The following is a 13153-nucleotide window of genomic DNA, read 5'->3' as shown; positions in this document are numbered from 1 at the left end:
GCCGGCGGATGGAGTCCACCCCTCCGGCATCGCTCCTCGCGCGCGGTGCGCTCGCGGTTCGCAACGTTCGACCGAGCGAGGAGACGGAAGCTTGGATGGTTCAGGGGACGTCCAGAGGACGAACCGAGGGGGGCGCCGCGGAGCCTGGAGAAGGAGGGCGGCGCGGCGGCGCGATCACTCGACGCGGACGGCGACGATGACCTTCATCCACACGCCCTCGGGCGGGATCTTCTTCGTTAGATCGACCTCGCCGAACCAGTCGACGTGCACCGTGTAACCGCCGTTCTCCTCGTCCGGATAGAAGAATTTCCGGATGTCGCCGTGATACTTGCGATCCAGCGGGACGATGCGCTCGCCGGCGGGCATCGGCGCCTTCTTGGCGATCAAGGTCGCTTCGCCGTCGACGACGGCCTGGGCCGTGATGCTCTTGATGAACGTCAGGTCGGGCACGTTGTCGTCGCGCGCCTCGAGCCGGATGAACCTGAGCTCGGCGCCGTCGACGGAATTCGGGTCCTGCGAGATGGAGACCTCGCTCCATCCGGAGAAGGTCGACTGCGAGGTCGGCTTGACGAGGAACTTGGTCTCCGCCTCATGCTCGCCGGCTATCGTGGCGCAGGCGCTCGCGCCGAGCGCCAGAGCCGCGGTGAGCGCCGCGCCGGCGCGCGCGGAGAGACAGAGCGAGGCAACGGCACGGCGACAGGTCCGGATAAGCATGTTCATCCGTGAAAGATAGCATGGCGGCGTCCCTGGCCGAGGCGATCGACCGGTCGTTTCTGTGCGTTACGTGCGTCCGCGGCGCCTCCGGAGGGGCGCTCCGCGCTGCGTGCTCCGGCGCGGCCTCGTCGCTCTCGGTTCGACACGAGGTGTCGAGTCTTCTCGGCGGCGCCTCGCCGCGGCCCGCGCGCTGCGGCGCCGTCACGCCGCGGCCCGCGCGCTGCGGCGCCGTCACGCCGCGGCCCGCGCGCTGCGGCGCCGATCGACGCCCGGCGCGCGGCCGGCTATGGTCGTGCCCCGAGGGCGACCGGATGGCGGCGGAATCAGGCGCAGGTATTGACGGAGCGGAGGGATCGGCCCCCGCCTCCTTCGAGGCGAGGCTCGAGCTCGCGCAGCAGACGAGCGCGCGGCTGCGCGAGGCGATCGGGCAGGCCGTCGTCGGCCAGGGCGACGTCATCGAGCAGACGCTCTGGGGGATCATCGCGGGAGGGCACGTCCTCCTGGAAGGGGCGCCCGGGCTGGGCAAGACGCTCCTCGTCAGGACCATCGCCAGCTGCCTCGATCTCAGGTTCTCCCGCATCCAGTTCACCCCGGATCTCATGCCGAGCGACGTGATCGGGACGAACGTGCTCGTCACCGCGGAAGGCGGCTCGCGCCACTTCGCGCTGCACAAGGGGCCGATCTTCGGGCAGGTGATCCTCGCCGACGAGATCAACCGGGCGACGCCGAAGACGCAGAGCGCGCTGCTCGAGGCCATGCAGGAGCACGCGTGCACCATCGCGGGCGCGCGGCACGCGATGGAGGAGCCGTTCTTCGTGCTCGCCACCGAGAACCCGATCGAGATGGAGGGGACGTACCCGCTGCCGGAGGCGCAGCTCGATCGGTTCCTGCTCAAGGTGCTCGTGCCGAGCCCGACCGAGGACGAGCTGACCGAGATCCTCGCCCGGACCACGGGCCGCGACCGCGGCCCGCCGCCGCGGGTGCTCACCCGCGACGACGTGCTCTCGCTGCGCTCGCTCTGCCGCGACGTCGCGGTCGCCGAGCCCGTGATGCGGTACGCGTCGCGGCTGACGCGGGCGAGCGATCCGGCCGCCGAGGGGGCGCCCGAGATCGTGCGGAGGGCGCTCCGGTTCGGCGCCGGCGTGCGCGGCGCGCAGTCGCTCGTGCTGGCCGCGAAGGCGGTGGCGTTGCTCCAGGGCAGGGCGCACGTCGCCTTCGCCGACGTGCAGCGGGTCGCGAAGCCGGTGCTCCGCCACCGCATGATCCGGTCCTTCGAGGGCGAGGCGGAGGGGATCACGACGGATCGGGTGATCGCCGCGCTCCTCGCCGCGGTCGAGCCGCGGCCCGAGCCCGTGGCGCAGGCGATCCGGCGATGAGGCGCGGCGACGAGGCGCGGGAGCCGGCGCTCCGGATCGCGACGTCGAGGGGCGCGCGGGGCGCGGCCGGCGCGGCGTGGCTCGCGGCGCTCCTCGCCGCGGGGCCTGCGTCCGGGCAAGCGCCGAGCGCGCCGGAGCTCGTCGTGGACGCGGCGCCGGTGTTCGGGACGAGCGGCGCGATCCCCTGGGGGTGGAACCAGGTCGTCGTTCGCATCCAGAACCGCGGCGGCAAGGCGGCGAGGGGCGAGGTCGAGGTCGAGTCGAAGCGCTACTCCGAGCAGCGCGTGTTCGTCGCCTCGGCGCCGTACACCGTCGCTGCGGGCGAGTCGGTCCACGTGCGCGTGCCCGTGCAGGTCGCGCCCTTCGGCGACGTGCAGGTGCGCGCGCTCGACGAGGGCGGCGTGACCGTGTCCTCGCACGCGCTCTCGTCGACCTCGCAGCGCGCGGTGGTGCTCTTCGACGTCAGCGAGACGTCGCTCCTCCGCGCGGGCCTGCACGAGGCGCCGGTCGCGCCGCTGTACACGCCGAGCGGCCGCGGGCCCGGGTCGTCGCCGGCCGCGGTCCTGTGGGTCGGGCAGCCGCGCTACGACGGCGCGACCGGCGATCCGCTGCTGCCCGATCGGGCGGCCCTGTACAGCGCGGCGGACGCGGTGCTCATGCGCACCGACACGCTCTCGATGTTGAACGGCGCCGAGCTCGACGCGCTCGCCGGCTACGTGCTCTCCGGCGGCACGCTGGCGCTCGCGGTCGGGCGCCCCGAGGCGCTGCGGCACCCGACGCTCGCGGCGCTCGTCGGCGGCGAGGTCTCGAGGGCGGGCGTCGCGCCGCCGACCCTCGAGGAGATCGTGCCGCCCGGCGCGCCCAGCGGCTTCGGCAAGCAGGGCAACCCGCTCCTGCCCGCGCCGAGCGCGAGCCCCGAGGTGGCCGAGGCGCTCGCCGGCTGGTCGGGCGGGAACCTGCGGGCGAGCCCATATGGCAGCTCGGCGTTCTACGGCCTCGGCGAGGTGCACCTGCTCGCGTTCGACCCGACGCAGAAGCCCGCGGCCGGCGACCCGTGGGTGAAGATCCGGATGGCCGATCTCGCGCGCCGCGCCCACGACCGCCGCTCCACCGTCGCGTTCCGCCCGGGCGAGGAGGCGATGGGCCTCGATCTGGACCCGGTGCGGCGCGAGCTCGATCCGAACGAGGGCGCGCGCTGGGCGATCGGGGTCTCGGCGCTCTTGCTCTGCATCTACGCGGTGCTCGCCGGCCCGATCAACTTCTCGCGCGCCGCGCGGCAGGGGCGGCCGCTCCGCGCGCTCCGTCACCTGCCCGTGTACGCGGCGGTGACGTTCGCGGCGATCGTCGGCGTGGGCGTGCTCGCGAAGGGCGTGCGCGGCAGGGCGCGGCACCTCACGCTGATCGAGGCGGGGGCCGGCATGACGAAGGGGGCGGTGCGCCGGTTCCGCGGCTTCTTCGTGGCCAGCTCGGAGGAGCTCACCGTCCGCACGACCGACGCGAGCAGCGTCATCAGCACGGCGGTGCTCGCCGAGCTCTCGGAGCGGCGCGACCGGCTCCTCGTGGACCGCGACGGAGCCCGGCTGACGAAGGTCGCCGCGCTCCCGTGGCAGACGGTGATCGTGCGCGAGGACGGCGTCGCGCCGCTCGGGGACGGCATCGCGATCGTCGCCGAGCCGAGCGGCGACGTGGTCGTGAGCAACCGGAGCGGCCGCGATCTCCGGGGCGGCGTCCTGTGGCTGCCCGAGGGGGCGGCCCGCTACTTCGCCCGCGTCCGGGACGGGGAGAAGGTCTCGTCGCGCGCGGGGGTCGATCTCGCGGCGCGGGCCGAGGGGCAGGGGTGGCTCTCGCACGTGAGCTTCGGCCGGCGCGTCGGCGGCATCGACATCCACGACCTCGGCGGGAGCCTGCTGGTCCCCCTGCTCGAGCCCGACGCGCCGGGGCTCGGCGCCGCGTGGCTCGCGATCGAGGAGGCGGCCGGCGACGCGGTCGACTGGTTCCCGGCGGGCGTGCCCGTCCTGCTCGGGCAGCTCGACGGCGGCGAGGGGCGCGCGGTCGACTCCGGGCTCGGGATCGAGAGCGACCGCGTGCTCGTGCGGATCGTCGGCTACGGAGGCCAGCCGTGAGCGCGTCCGGCGGCGCCCCGCCCCCCGCGGCGCGGATCGAGCGGCCTGCGCCGACGATCCGCGTCCGCCACCTCTCGCACCGCTTCGGCGCGCTCGACGTGCTCCGGGACGTCTCCTTCGACGTCGGCCCCGGCGAGATCTTCGGCTTCATCGGTCCGAACGGCGCGGGCAAGACGACGACGATCCGGGTCATGGCGACCTTGCTCGAGCCGATGGCGGGGCGGGTCGAGATCGACGGGGTCGACGTCACGATCGACCCGGCGGCGGTCCGCCGCAGCATCGGCTACATGCCGGATCACGCGGGCGTCTACGACCGGATCACGGTGCGCGAGTACCTCGAGTTCTTCGCGGACGCGTTCCGCGTGCCGTCGCTCGACGTTGTCGACGCGGTCCTGGAGCTGACCGACCTCGGCAAGATCCAGGACCGGATCGTGGCCACGATGTCGAAGGGCATGAAGCAGCGCCTCCAGCTCGGGAGGATCCTGCTGCACGATCCCAAGGTCCTCATCCTGGACGAGCCGGCGAGCGATCTCGATCCGCGCGCGCGCATCGAGATCCGCGACCTCTTGCTCGAGCTCCGCAGCCTGGGGAAGACGATCTTCCTCTCCTCGCACATCCTCACGGAGCTCTCCGACGTGTGCACGTCGATCGGCATCCTCGAGAGGGGCCGCCTCGTCGTCGCCGGGCCTATCGGCGAGATAGCGGCGCGCCTCGAGGCGCTGCGCGCCGCGCAGGCGCACGGGCACGCGCCGCCGCGCCACGCCGCCGCGCCGGGCGCGCACCCGGCAGAGGCGCGCCACGCGCCCGCGCACGGGCCCGGCGATCCGGCCGCCGTCGGGCCGCAGCAGGCCGAAGGTCCGCCGCCCGGGTACGGCCCGCACCCGCCCCACGCCGCGGGGCCGGGGCAGGCTCCGGCCTACCCGGGGCTGCCGCCGCTCTCCCGGCGCAAGGTCAAGGTGCGGGTCCTCGGCGATCCCGAGGCCGCGGCCTACCTGCTGCGGGGCGGCCCCGGGATCACCGACATCGAGATCGTCGCGGGCGCCGTGCACGTCGGCTACGTGGGCAACGACGTGAAGATCGCCGAGATCGTGCAGCACCTCGTGCGGAGCGGCATCGGCGTGATCGGGGTCGAGCCGGAGCGCAACGAGCTCGAGAGGATCTTCCTCGAGGTCACGCAAGGAGAGGTGCAGTGAGCGCGCAGACTGGCTCATCGCCGCCCGCCGGCCCGGCGTCGCAGCGGCTCGTCGATCGGGCGCGCCACCGCGTGGCCCGCCTCCTCGGCGAGCCGAACCCGATCTGGATCCGCGAGCTCAAGCAGGCCGCGCGGCTCGCCCGCACGCCGATCATCCTCCTCGTGCTCGCCGTGATGATGACGCTGCTCGTGGCGTCGATCGGCGGCATGGTGTCGCAGGACATCGCGCCCGCGAAGGCGGGCGTGATCCTGTTCCAGGTCTTCTTCTCGCTGGCGTTCTTCGTGGTGGCGCTGGTCGGGCCGGCGGTCGCCGCGAACAGCATCGCGTCGGAGCGCGAGGGCCGCACCTGGGAGGCGGTGCTCCTGACGGGCATCCCGCCCGGCGAGATCGCGCGCGGCAAGTTCCTCGCCGCCTACACGGCGATCTCGATGTACGTGGTCATGCTCGCGCCGGTCGGGGCGCTGCCGTTCCTGTTCGGCGGGATCACCGCGATGGAGGTGGTGATCGCCTTCCTGTTCCTCTTCCTCATCGCGCTGCTCAGCGTCGCCTTCGGCCTCGCGATCAGCTCGAAGATGGCGAGCCTCCGCGCGGCGATCCTCGTCACGCTGCTGCTCGCGTTCCCCCTGTCGATCTGCCTGTTCATGGCGGGGGGCACGGGGCTCTCGTACGCGGCCCACCTCGCCTGGCCGGAGGTGCCCGACGGCCCGCCCATCTGGCTCCCGGTCGCGTACCAGCGCGTCCCGTTCGGCGTCGACTACGCGCTCTTCCTGGTCCTCCTGCCGCTCGCGGCGGTGGTCGTCCCCGCGTGGTTCCTCTACCAGGTGACCGTCGCGAACCTCACGAGCGAGAGCGACGATCGCTCCTCGGGCCTGAAGACGTGGTTCGCGGTCTGCACGCCGGTGGTCGCCGCCGCCGCGGCGGTGCCGGCGTTCTCGGTGGACCCGTCCGATCGCCTGGCCGCGATCCTCGCGGGCCTGTGCGCGACGCTCTCGTACCTGACCTTCTGCGTGTTCCTCTTCGCCGGCGATCCGGTCGGCCCATCGCGCCGCGTCGAGGTGTACTGGACCAGGAGCCGCGCCGGCCGGCTGCGTCGCTTCTTCGGCCCCGGCGTGGCTCGCGCGGCGTACCTCCTGCTCGCGGCCGGCGTCCCCGCCGTCGTCGCGCTCTGGGCCGTCGGCCACCAGCTGCTCCTCGGCGCGTCCGTCGGCGCGTCCGTCGGCGCGCCGGAGAGCCAGACGCGGCAGCTCCAGTACTTCGTCGTCTACGCGCTCGCCTTTTATGTGTTCCTGGTCGGGCTCGGCGCTTTTCTCCGCGCGCGGATCGCCGCGCCGATGGTGGCGCGGGTGCTGCTGCTGACGCTCCTCTTCTCGATCGCGGTCGGCCCGTGGATCGTCGCCGCCATCGCCGGTCTGATCACGGAGTTCAGCGCCAGCGAGAGCGCGCTCCTCGTCGCGGCCCCGTCGCCGTTCTACGCCTTCGTGATGGTCTCCAAGACCGCGCAGGGCGATCCGGGGCCGGTCGTGGTCGCCGGGCACGTGGCCGCCGCCGCCTGGGTCGCCGCGGGGCTCGGCCTGCTCGCCGCGGCGCGCGCGCGCTGCGCCGCCCTCCTCGCGCAGCGGGACGCGGCGCTCGCCGTGACGGACGCGCTCCTCGCCCAGGAAGACGAGGCCGCGCGCGCGGCCGAACAGGCAGCCCCGGCGCAAGCCGCCGCGCCGGAGCGCGCCGAGCCAGGGAGCGCCGCGGGCACCCTCGCCTGAGCGCATCGCCGCGGCGCGCGCTGAAATCGTATGTGTGAGCGTCGTTGTTTGGAAATTTGGAACGACTCGCGGGAATGCTTCATGATGCGCCTGCGCGCGGATCTGTCGAAATCTTGAGCGCTCCGGGAGGGCGTGTGAAAAGGGCGTTCGCGCTCGAGGTCCGGGAGCGAGAGGGGATCTCGATCCTCGCGTCGCGTGGCGACGGCGGTGCGACCTCGACCCGCGGAGGATGGCCTTGCCTTCGCACGACGACTGCCGGTGCTCGGCGTCCGAGCTGAGCGATACGCTGCTGTACGGAACGCCGTACCGGCCGGTGCGTCGGCTCGGGCGAGGCGGGATGGGGGAGGTGATCGAGGCCGCGCACGTGGGCCTCGACAAGCCCGTGGTGGTGAAGCTCCTGCACCGCGATCTGAACCGCGAGCCGCGGCTCGTGGAGCGGATGCGGGTCGAGGCGCAGTCGCTGGCGCGGCTCGCCCATCCCAACCTGGTGATGGTCACCGATTTCGGGCGGACGGCCGAGGGGCGGACATTCCTCGTGATGGAGCGGCTCTACGGCCGGACGATGCGCGAGGAGCTCGCGGCGCGCGGCGCGCTGCCGCCGCTGGAGGCGCTCGACCTCGTGACGCAGACGCTGGCCGGCCTCGCCGCGGCGCACGGGGCGGGCATCGTCCACCGCGACGTGAAGCTCGAGAACCTGTTCGTGTGCGACGCGGACGGGCGGGGGCGTCGCGTGGTGAAGGTGCTGGATTTCGGCATCGCGAAGGTGGTCGCTCCGCGCGGCGACGGCCGCGCGCCGGCGCCGTCGCTCTACCAGACCGAGGAGGGGGTGCTCGTCGGCACGCCGCGCTATCTCTCGCCCGAGCAGGCGTGCGGGCTCGCCGTCGACGCCCGCACCGACGTGTATGCGGCCGGCGTGGTGCTCTACACGCTGCTCGCTGGCCGCGGCCCGTTCGAGCACGTGAAGCGCGTCCCCGATCTCGTGCGCGCCCACGCCAGCGAGGTGCCCGCGCCGCCGTCCTGCCACGCGCCGCGGCCGGTGCCGCCGGAGCTCGACCGCGCCGTCATGAGGGCGCTCGAGAAGCGCCCGGAGCTGCGCTTCCCGGATGCCGCGGCGTTCGCGGACGAGCTGTCGCGCATCGCCGCGGCGCTCTCGGGAGGGGCGGGGCCGGCGCCGGCCTTGCCGACGGGGGCGCGCTGGGAGAGCACGGCGCCGCTGACGGTGCCGCCGGTCCGCGCGCTGGTCGCGCCGACGTTGAGCGCGACGGTGGAGGCGTTCGGCCTCACGGCGCCTGGCGTGGCGGAGCAGCCTGCCTCGGGACGTGCGCTGCCGCGCGCTCCGGAGGCGCGGAGGGGCGGGGCGAAGCGCGCGCGACGGCGCCCGGCGCGCGCGGAGTCCAGCGTGGCGGCGATGGTGATGCTGGTGGTGAGCGTGGTGCTGTTCGGCTTCGCCGTGGCGCTGCTGGTGAGCGTCGTGGGCTGACGGGCGGCCGCGACGCCGTTGCCGAGGTCGCGAGGAGCCTCACCGGGGGCGATGAAACCGGTACCATGCGGGGGTGGGATGGATGGGCAGCGCTGGCGCCGGCGGGAGGCTCAACCTGGGTGGGCCGGGGGCGGGTCAACCTGGGTGGGGGGCGGCGCAACCTGGGTGGGGTCAACCTGGGAGGGGGCGGGGCGGCGCAACCTGGGTGGGGTCAACCTGGGAGGGGGGCGGCTCAACCTGGGTCGGGCGCCGCTCAACCTGGGTCGGGCGCCGGCTCAACCTGGGTCGGGCGCCGCTCAACCTGGGTGGGGGCGCCGCCGGCTCAACCTGGGTCGGGCGCCGCTCAACCTGGGTGGGGGGCGGCATGCCAGGTGCAAGGTGGATGCAATAAATCGAGGCTGCGGCATCGCAACAGACACGACAGCCTAGCCATGGACGTCTCCCGCAAATTCCAGGAAGGCAGCAGAAGGATGGCCAGCGTCAACTTCGCGCTCGGTCGACCCGCAGGGCCGCGCCTCGCCCGAGGCCACGTTCCGGGGCATCGGTACGCGGCCATCGAGCGGCTCCGTCACGCCCGCGACGGCGAAGGCTTCCGATCCAGGTGCATCCCTGGACGCTGTCGTTGTATCGCTGCGGAGGGGTCGTGATGCTTGGGTGCGTGGTGGCGACGGCTGGGTGGGGTATCTTCGGGGCTATGCCGTGGCCCTGCCCCCGAGCGAGCTCCGAGGTGTCGCACGCCGACCAGCGCACGTTCGACGCTGGCCCGCGGCGCACCCGCGCTGGTCGGAGCGCTGCCGCGGCGCCCGCCGCACCGTCGGCAGAGCAGCGGCCGAGGCCGCTCGCCTCGGGAGCACACCCATGACAACGCGGAGCCTTGGACCGGGTGCTCGATGCGCCGCTGCCCACGCGGGGCAGCAGCGCGCCTTTTGCACGTGGCGAGAGGGGCAGGCATGACCAACAGGAACCCGAACAAGAGCTCGCCAGGGCAGCCGGCAGGTCAAGGCGCCGCGGGCGACGCCGCGCCGCCGCAGCAGCAGCAGCGCGGGTACGAGGCGCCGAGCTTCGCACCGCAGGAGCACCCCTCGCAGGCGCAGCAGCGGGCGCTTTCCCAGGATCCGCGCCGCAGGCCCGACGAGGCCGCGCCGGCCGCCGCCGCGCCGCCCGTCGAGCGAATGGTGCAGTGGGGCGAGCCCAGGCCGCGGCGCCGTCAGGATCGCGAGGCGGGGCCCAGCGACAAGCAGGTGTACGTTCCCCCGGTCACCCTGCCCCCGAACCGGGAGCACCAGGCGATGGACCTGCAGAAGATCCAGGTCGCGCCGTCGCTGCTGAAGGGCGTTGACGAACGGAACCGCCCGACGATGCGCCGGATCCCCGTGCACGGCATGCCGGGCCCCCCGCAGGCGGTCCCCGAGGGGCCAGGCAGCGCGCGCACCGGCGTGCGCACGGCCCGCGTGGGCGTGGGCAGCGGCGTCTGGCCCCCGCCCGAAGAGCCGACCCGCAAGCAGCGGCTGGCTCCGGCGCCCGCTCCCCAGCCCGCCGGCGCCGCGCCTCGAGCGGGCGTGCCACAGGCCGCCGCGCGCCCCGACGCCGCCGTGGCCGCCGCTGCCTCCGCGGCGGCGCTCGCGGCGCGCCGCCGCGCGGCCCCGCTGGGCCTGTTCGCGCTGCTCGTGTTTCTGGGCAGCGCGACCGTCGCGGGCTTCTGGGTGCTGTGGCGCGCCGCCAACCCCCCGGTCCCTCCAGACGCCCCGGTCGCCGACGACGGCCGCGCCCCGACCCCCGAGCCCGGCCCCGCGGCGCCCACGCCGAGCGCGATGCCCGAGCCGGCGCCGACGCCGCCTCCGGTGGCGACCGTTGAGCCGCCTCCCACGGCGGAGCCGGCCCCCGCCGCGTCGAACGCGCCGCCGACGTCGCCTGCCGCGGAGCCGAGCGCGGCGTCCGCCCCTTCCGGATCCGCCCCTTCCGGAGCGGTGGCCGCCCGCCCGTCCTCGCCGCGCCCTGCGGCGCAGGCGAAGCGTCCGCCCAGACCTGCCGCGCCGGAAGATGTCTACGAATCGTCGTCCGTGAGCCCTCCGCTCCCCCCACCGCTGCCGTCCGTGCCCTCTGCGTTGCCCACGACGCCCCCGGGGACGACCGCGCCCCCGCGCCCCTTCCCCTGACGCGTCGCCCCCTCCGGAGTGCAATCCCCCGGCAGTCACCATGCGAAAGCCATTCTTGAAATACGCGCCTCTGTTCCTCCTGTGTTCCATGGTCGTCCTGGCGCCGGGCGTCGCGACCGCGACCGGCAAAGCTCGGCTCACGCCCACCTCTCCGACCGACGCGCCGGGGGCGACATCGAGTGAGGGCGAGCGCGCCGCGCAGCTCTACCGCGAGGGGAACAGGTTCTACGACGAGGCGCGGTTCGTCGAGGCGGAGGCGCGCTATCAGGCGGCGTGGGACCTCCAGCAGAGCTTCGACGTCGCCGGCAATCTCGGGAACGTCGAGCTGGAGGTGAACCAGCCCCGCGAGGCGGCCGAGCACCTCCTGTACGCGCTCAACACGTTTCCCCTCGGCGAGAAGGAAGAGAAGAAGCGCTTCTTGGAGCAGCGGCTCGCCGAGGCCAAGGCGCACGTCGGCACGCTCCGCATCCGCGTGAACGTCGACGATGCCGAGGTGCTCATCGACGGCAAGCTCATCGGACACTCGCCCCTCGAGGCCCAGGTGTTCGTCGATCCCGGCAAGCACACCATCGAGGCGCGCCGCTCCGGCGCCCGGACGTCGACGTCGCTGCTCGTGGCGAGGGGCTCGGACCAGAGCATCGCCTTGAGCCTCGACGCCGGCTCTAACCTCCCGCTGGTGGTCGCGGGCGGAGCGGTCGGGCTGCTCGGGGTCGCCTCGGGCGTGACCTTCGCGATCCTCTCCACCGCGAAGGGCAAGTCCGCCGCGGCGGAGCCGTCCCCGAGCCAGCGGCGCAGCGACCTGCGCGACACCCAGACCACGCTCGCCAACCTCTCCTTCTGGAGCTTCATCGGCGGCGGCGTCGTGCTCGCCGGGACCGCCGTGTACGCGATCAGCACGTCGAGCCGCACGCTGCCGGCCCCGCGGACCGGGCTCACCCGCATCCACGCCGTGCCCCTCGTGACCGCCGACGCGAAGGGCTTGCTGGTCGGCGCGAGCTTCTGACGGCGCGCACGCCGCGCCCGGGCTCACCGGGGTTGGAAGTAGCGCCCGACCTGCTCGCGGTACTCTTCCGGGACGTCGCTGCGCTCGACGCCGCCGATCTCCTGGGGACCCACGACGCCGAGCGCGCCCTCGCCTTGCACGTTGGCGGTGTCTCCGGCGCGCCCTGCGGTCCGGCCGATCACGATCCCCGGCATCGGCCTGCCCGGATTGGTCCGCGCGTCGGCGCGTGAGCGCAGCTCGCCCCCCGCGATCGCGCCGGTCTGCCCCTCGTGGCTGCCCGGCCCGCCTCCCTCCGAGCGACCTGGCTGCCCGGGCCCTCGCCCTCGCGTGCCTCCGCCGCCCGCCTGCGAGCCCTGGCCGCGCTCCTCGCCGCCCGGACCCGCGTTGCCCGATCCGCCGGCGATCGGCGCCGGGACCGGCGTCCCCCCGAGCTGCCCCTCCGCCTCGCCCGCCCCGCGCTGCGCGTCGTCGAGCGCGCGCTGGCGCTCCGACTCCTCGCTGCTCGGGCCTCCCTCCTGGGCCATCCGGCGCAGCTGCTCCTCGAGCTGCCGCTGGCCCTCGGGCGTCGCCAGCTGCCGCGCCATCTCGCGCAGCTGCTCCTCCGACGCGGCCTCCCCCGGCGCGCCCTCGGGCGACCGCGCCACCTGCCGCTTGAGGCGCTCGGCGAGCTGCCGACGCTCCTCCGGGCTCAGCTTCTCGAGCGCCTTCTCGAGGCTGTCGGCGAGCCGCCGCGCGTCCTTGCCGCTCCCGGTCCGACCGAGCTCGCCGAGCGCCTCGCGCCCCTCGTCGCCGAGCGCCTCGCCGAGCGCCTCGGCGAGCTCCCTCAGCTTGTCGGCCTCCTGGCCGCGCCGATCCAGGAGCTCACGCTGCTCCTCGAGCGCCCTCGCCACGCCGGGGGCGCCGGCCCGCTTCGCGGCCTCGGCGGCCTCCTCGAGCGTCTTTCTCGCCCGCTCGCGATCGGTCTTCTCGACCCGGTTCGCGAGCCGCTCCATCTCCTCGTCGAACGCCACGAGATCGCGATCGCCGAGCGCCTTCGCCGCCCGCTTCAGCTGCGGATCCTCCCCGAGCTTGCCGAGCGCCGACTCCATCCCGTGGCGCTGCTCGCCCTCGCCGAGCGACAGCCGCTCGGCCGTGATCGCGTCGCGGAGCGCGCCGATGTCGGCCTGCGCTTCGCGGCGCTCGACGCCGCTCCTCAATTTTTCGCGGAGCCGCTTCGCGTCGTCCGCGAGCCGCTTCAATCGATCGCGCTGCGCGGCGTCCCGAGCGTCGACCTCCGAAAGCTGGATCACCCGCTCCAGCCCGGCGATCTCGGCCATGCGCACCTCTCTCCTTCTGGAGCTTCATCGGCGGC

Annotated in this window: 9 protein-coding genes; 7 read left to right on the top strand and 2 right to left on the bottom strand. The window is 74.3% G+C overall.

Annotated features, from left to right (window positions below; all coding sequences use genetic code 11):
- Positions 1-174 precede the first annotated feature (174 nt).
- On the bottom strand, positions 175-720 hold the full coding sequence (locus WME98_RS13810; protein ID WP_061624329.1) for a hypothetical protein: 546 nt from the start codon (positions 718-720) through the stop codon (positions 175-177).
- 305 nt (positions 721-1025) lie between these two features.
- On the opposite strand from WME98_RS13810, the gene WME98_RS13805 reads away from it, so the two are divergent.
- The 7 genes from WME98_RS13805 (at position 1026) to WME98_RS13775 (ending at position 11802) form a co-directional block, all read left to right on the top strand.
- Positions 1026-2090, top strand: coding sequence for an AAA family ATPase (locus WME98_RS13805; RefSeq protein WP_437953980.1), 1065 nt, complete (start codon positions 1026-1028; stop codon positions 2088-2090).
- Positions 2087-4213 carry a COG1470 family protein gene (locus WME98_RS13800; protein WP_437951731.1) on the top strand — a complete coding sequence of 709 codons (2127 nt, stop codon included), beginning with the start codon at positions 2087-2089 and terminating at the stop codon, positions 4211-4213. The genes WME98_RS13805 and WME98_RS13800 overlap by 4 nt, the downstream gene beginning before the upstream one ends.
- Complete coding sequence (locus WME98_RS13795; protein WP_437951730.1) at positions 4210-5406, top strand: ABC transporter ATP-binding protein; 1197 nt, start codon at positions 4210-4212, stop codon at positions 5404-5406. The genes WME98_RS13800 and WME98_RS13795 overlap by 4 nt, the downstream gene beginning before the upstream one ends.
- Positions 5403-7163, top strand: coding sequence for an ABC transporter permease (locus WME98_RS13790; RefSeq protein WP_437951729.1), 1761 nt, complete (start codon positions 5403-5405; stop codon positions 7161-7163). Before WME98_RS13795 ends, WME98_RS13790 begins: the two co-directional genes overlap by 4 nt.
- A 229-nt stretch (positions 7164-7392) precedes the next feature.
- Entirely contained in the window at positions 7393-8643 is a 1251-nt protein-coding gene (locus tag WME98_RS13785; protein ID WP_437951728.1) for a serine/threonine-protein kinase, read from the top strand.
- Between the two features lie 950 nt (positions 8644-9593).
- Positions 9594-10799, top strand: a complete 1206-nt coding sequence (locus WME98_RS13780) for a hypothetical protein (RefSeq protein WP_437951727.1) — start codon at positions 9594-9596, stop codon at positions 10797-10799.
- Between the two features lie 55 nt (positions 10800-10854).
- A complete protein-coding gene (locus tag WME98_RS13775) occupies positions 10855-11802 on the top strand; it encodes a PEGA domain-containing protein (protein WP_437951726.1) in 948 nt (315 codons plus the stop codon).
- A 23-nt stretch (positions 11803-11825) separates the two neighbouring features.
- Here WME98_RS13775 and WME98_RS13770 read toward each other — a convergent pair whose 3' ends face one another.
- Positions 11826-13118, bottom strand: a complete 1293-nt coding sequence (locus WME98_RS13770) for a hypothetical protein (RefSeq protein WP_437951725.1) — start codon at positions 13116-13118, stop codon at positions 11826-11828.
- Positions 13119-13153: the final 35 nt, after the last annotated feature.

This window comes from Sorangium sp. So ce296, assembly GCF_051529605.1.
GTDB lineage: Bacteria > Myxococcota_A > Polyangia > Polyangiales > Polyangiaceae > Sorangium > Sorangium cellulosum_D.
Note: the sequence above shows the minus strand (reverse complement) of the source record. Positions and strands in the feature narration are given on the sequence as shown.

What these genes read in the sequence shown, in the direction of transcription:
- WME98_RS13810 (WP_061624329.1), bottom strand. Translation starts at nt 720, where the DNA reads ATGAACATGCTTATCCGGACCTGTCGCCGTGCCGTTGCCTCGCTCTGT.
- WME98_RS13770 (WP_437951725.1), bottom strand. Translation starts at nt 13,118, where the DNA reads ATGGCCGAGATCGCCGGGCTGGAGCGGGTGATCCAGCTTTCGGAGGTC.
- WME98_RS13805 (WP_437953980.1), top strand. Translation starts at nt 1,026, where the DNA reads ATGGCGGCGGAATCAGGCGCAGGTATTGACGGAGCGGAGGGATCGGCC.
- WME98_RS13780 (WP_437951727.1), top strand. Translation starts at nt 9,594, where the DNA reads ATGACCAACAGGAACCCGAACAAGAGCTCGCCAGGGCAGCCGGCAGGT.
- WME98_RS13785 (WP_437951728.1), top strand. Translation starts at nt 7,393, where the DNA reads ATGGCCTTGCCTTCGCACGACGACTGCCGGTGCTCGGCGTCCGAGCTG.
- WME98_RS13800 (WP_437951731.1), top strand. Translation starts at nt 2,087, where the DNA reads ATGAGGCGCGGCGACGAGGCGCGGGAGCCGGCGCTCCGGATCGCGACG.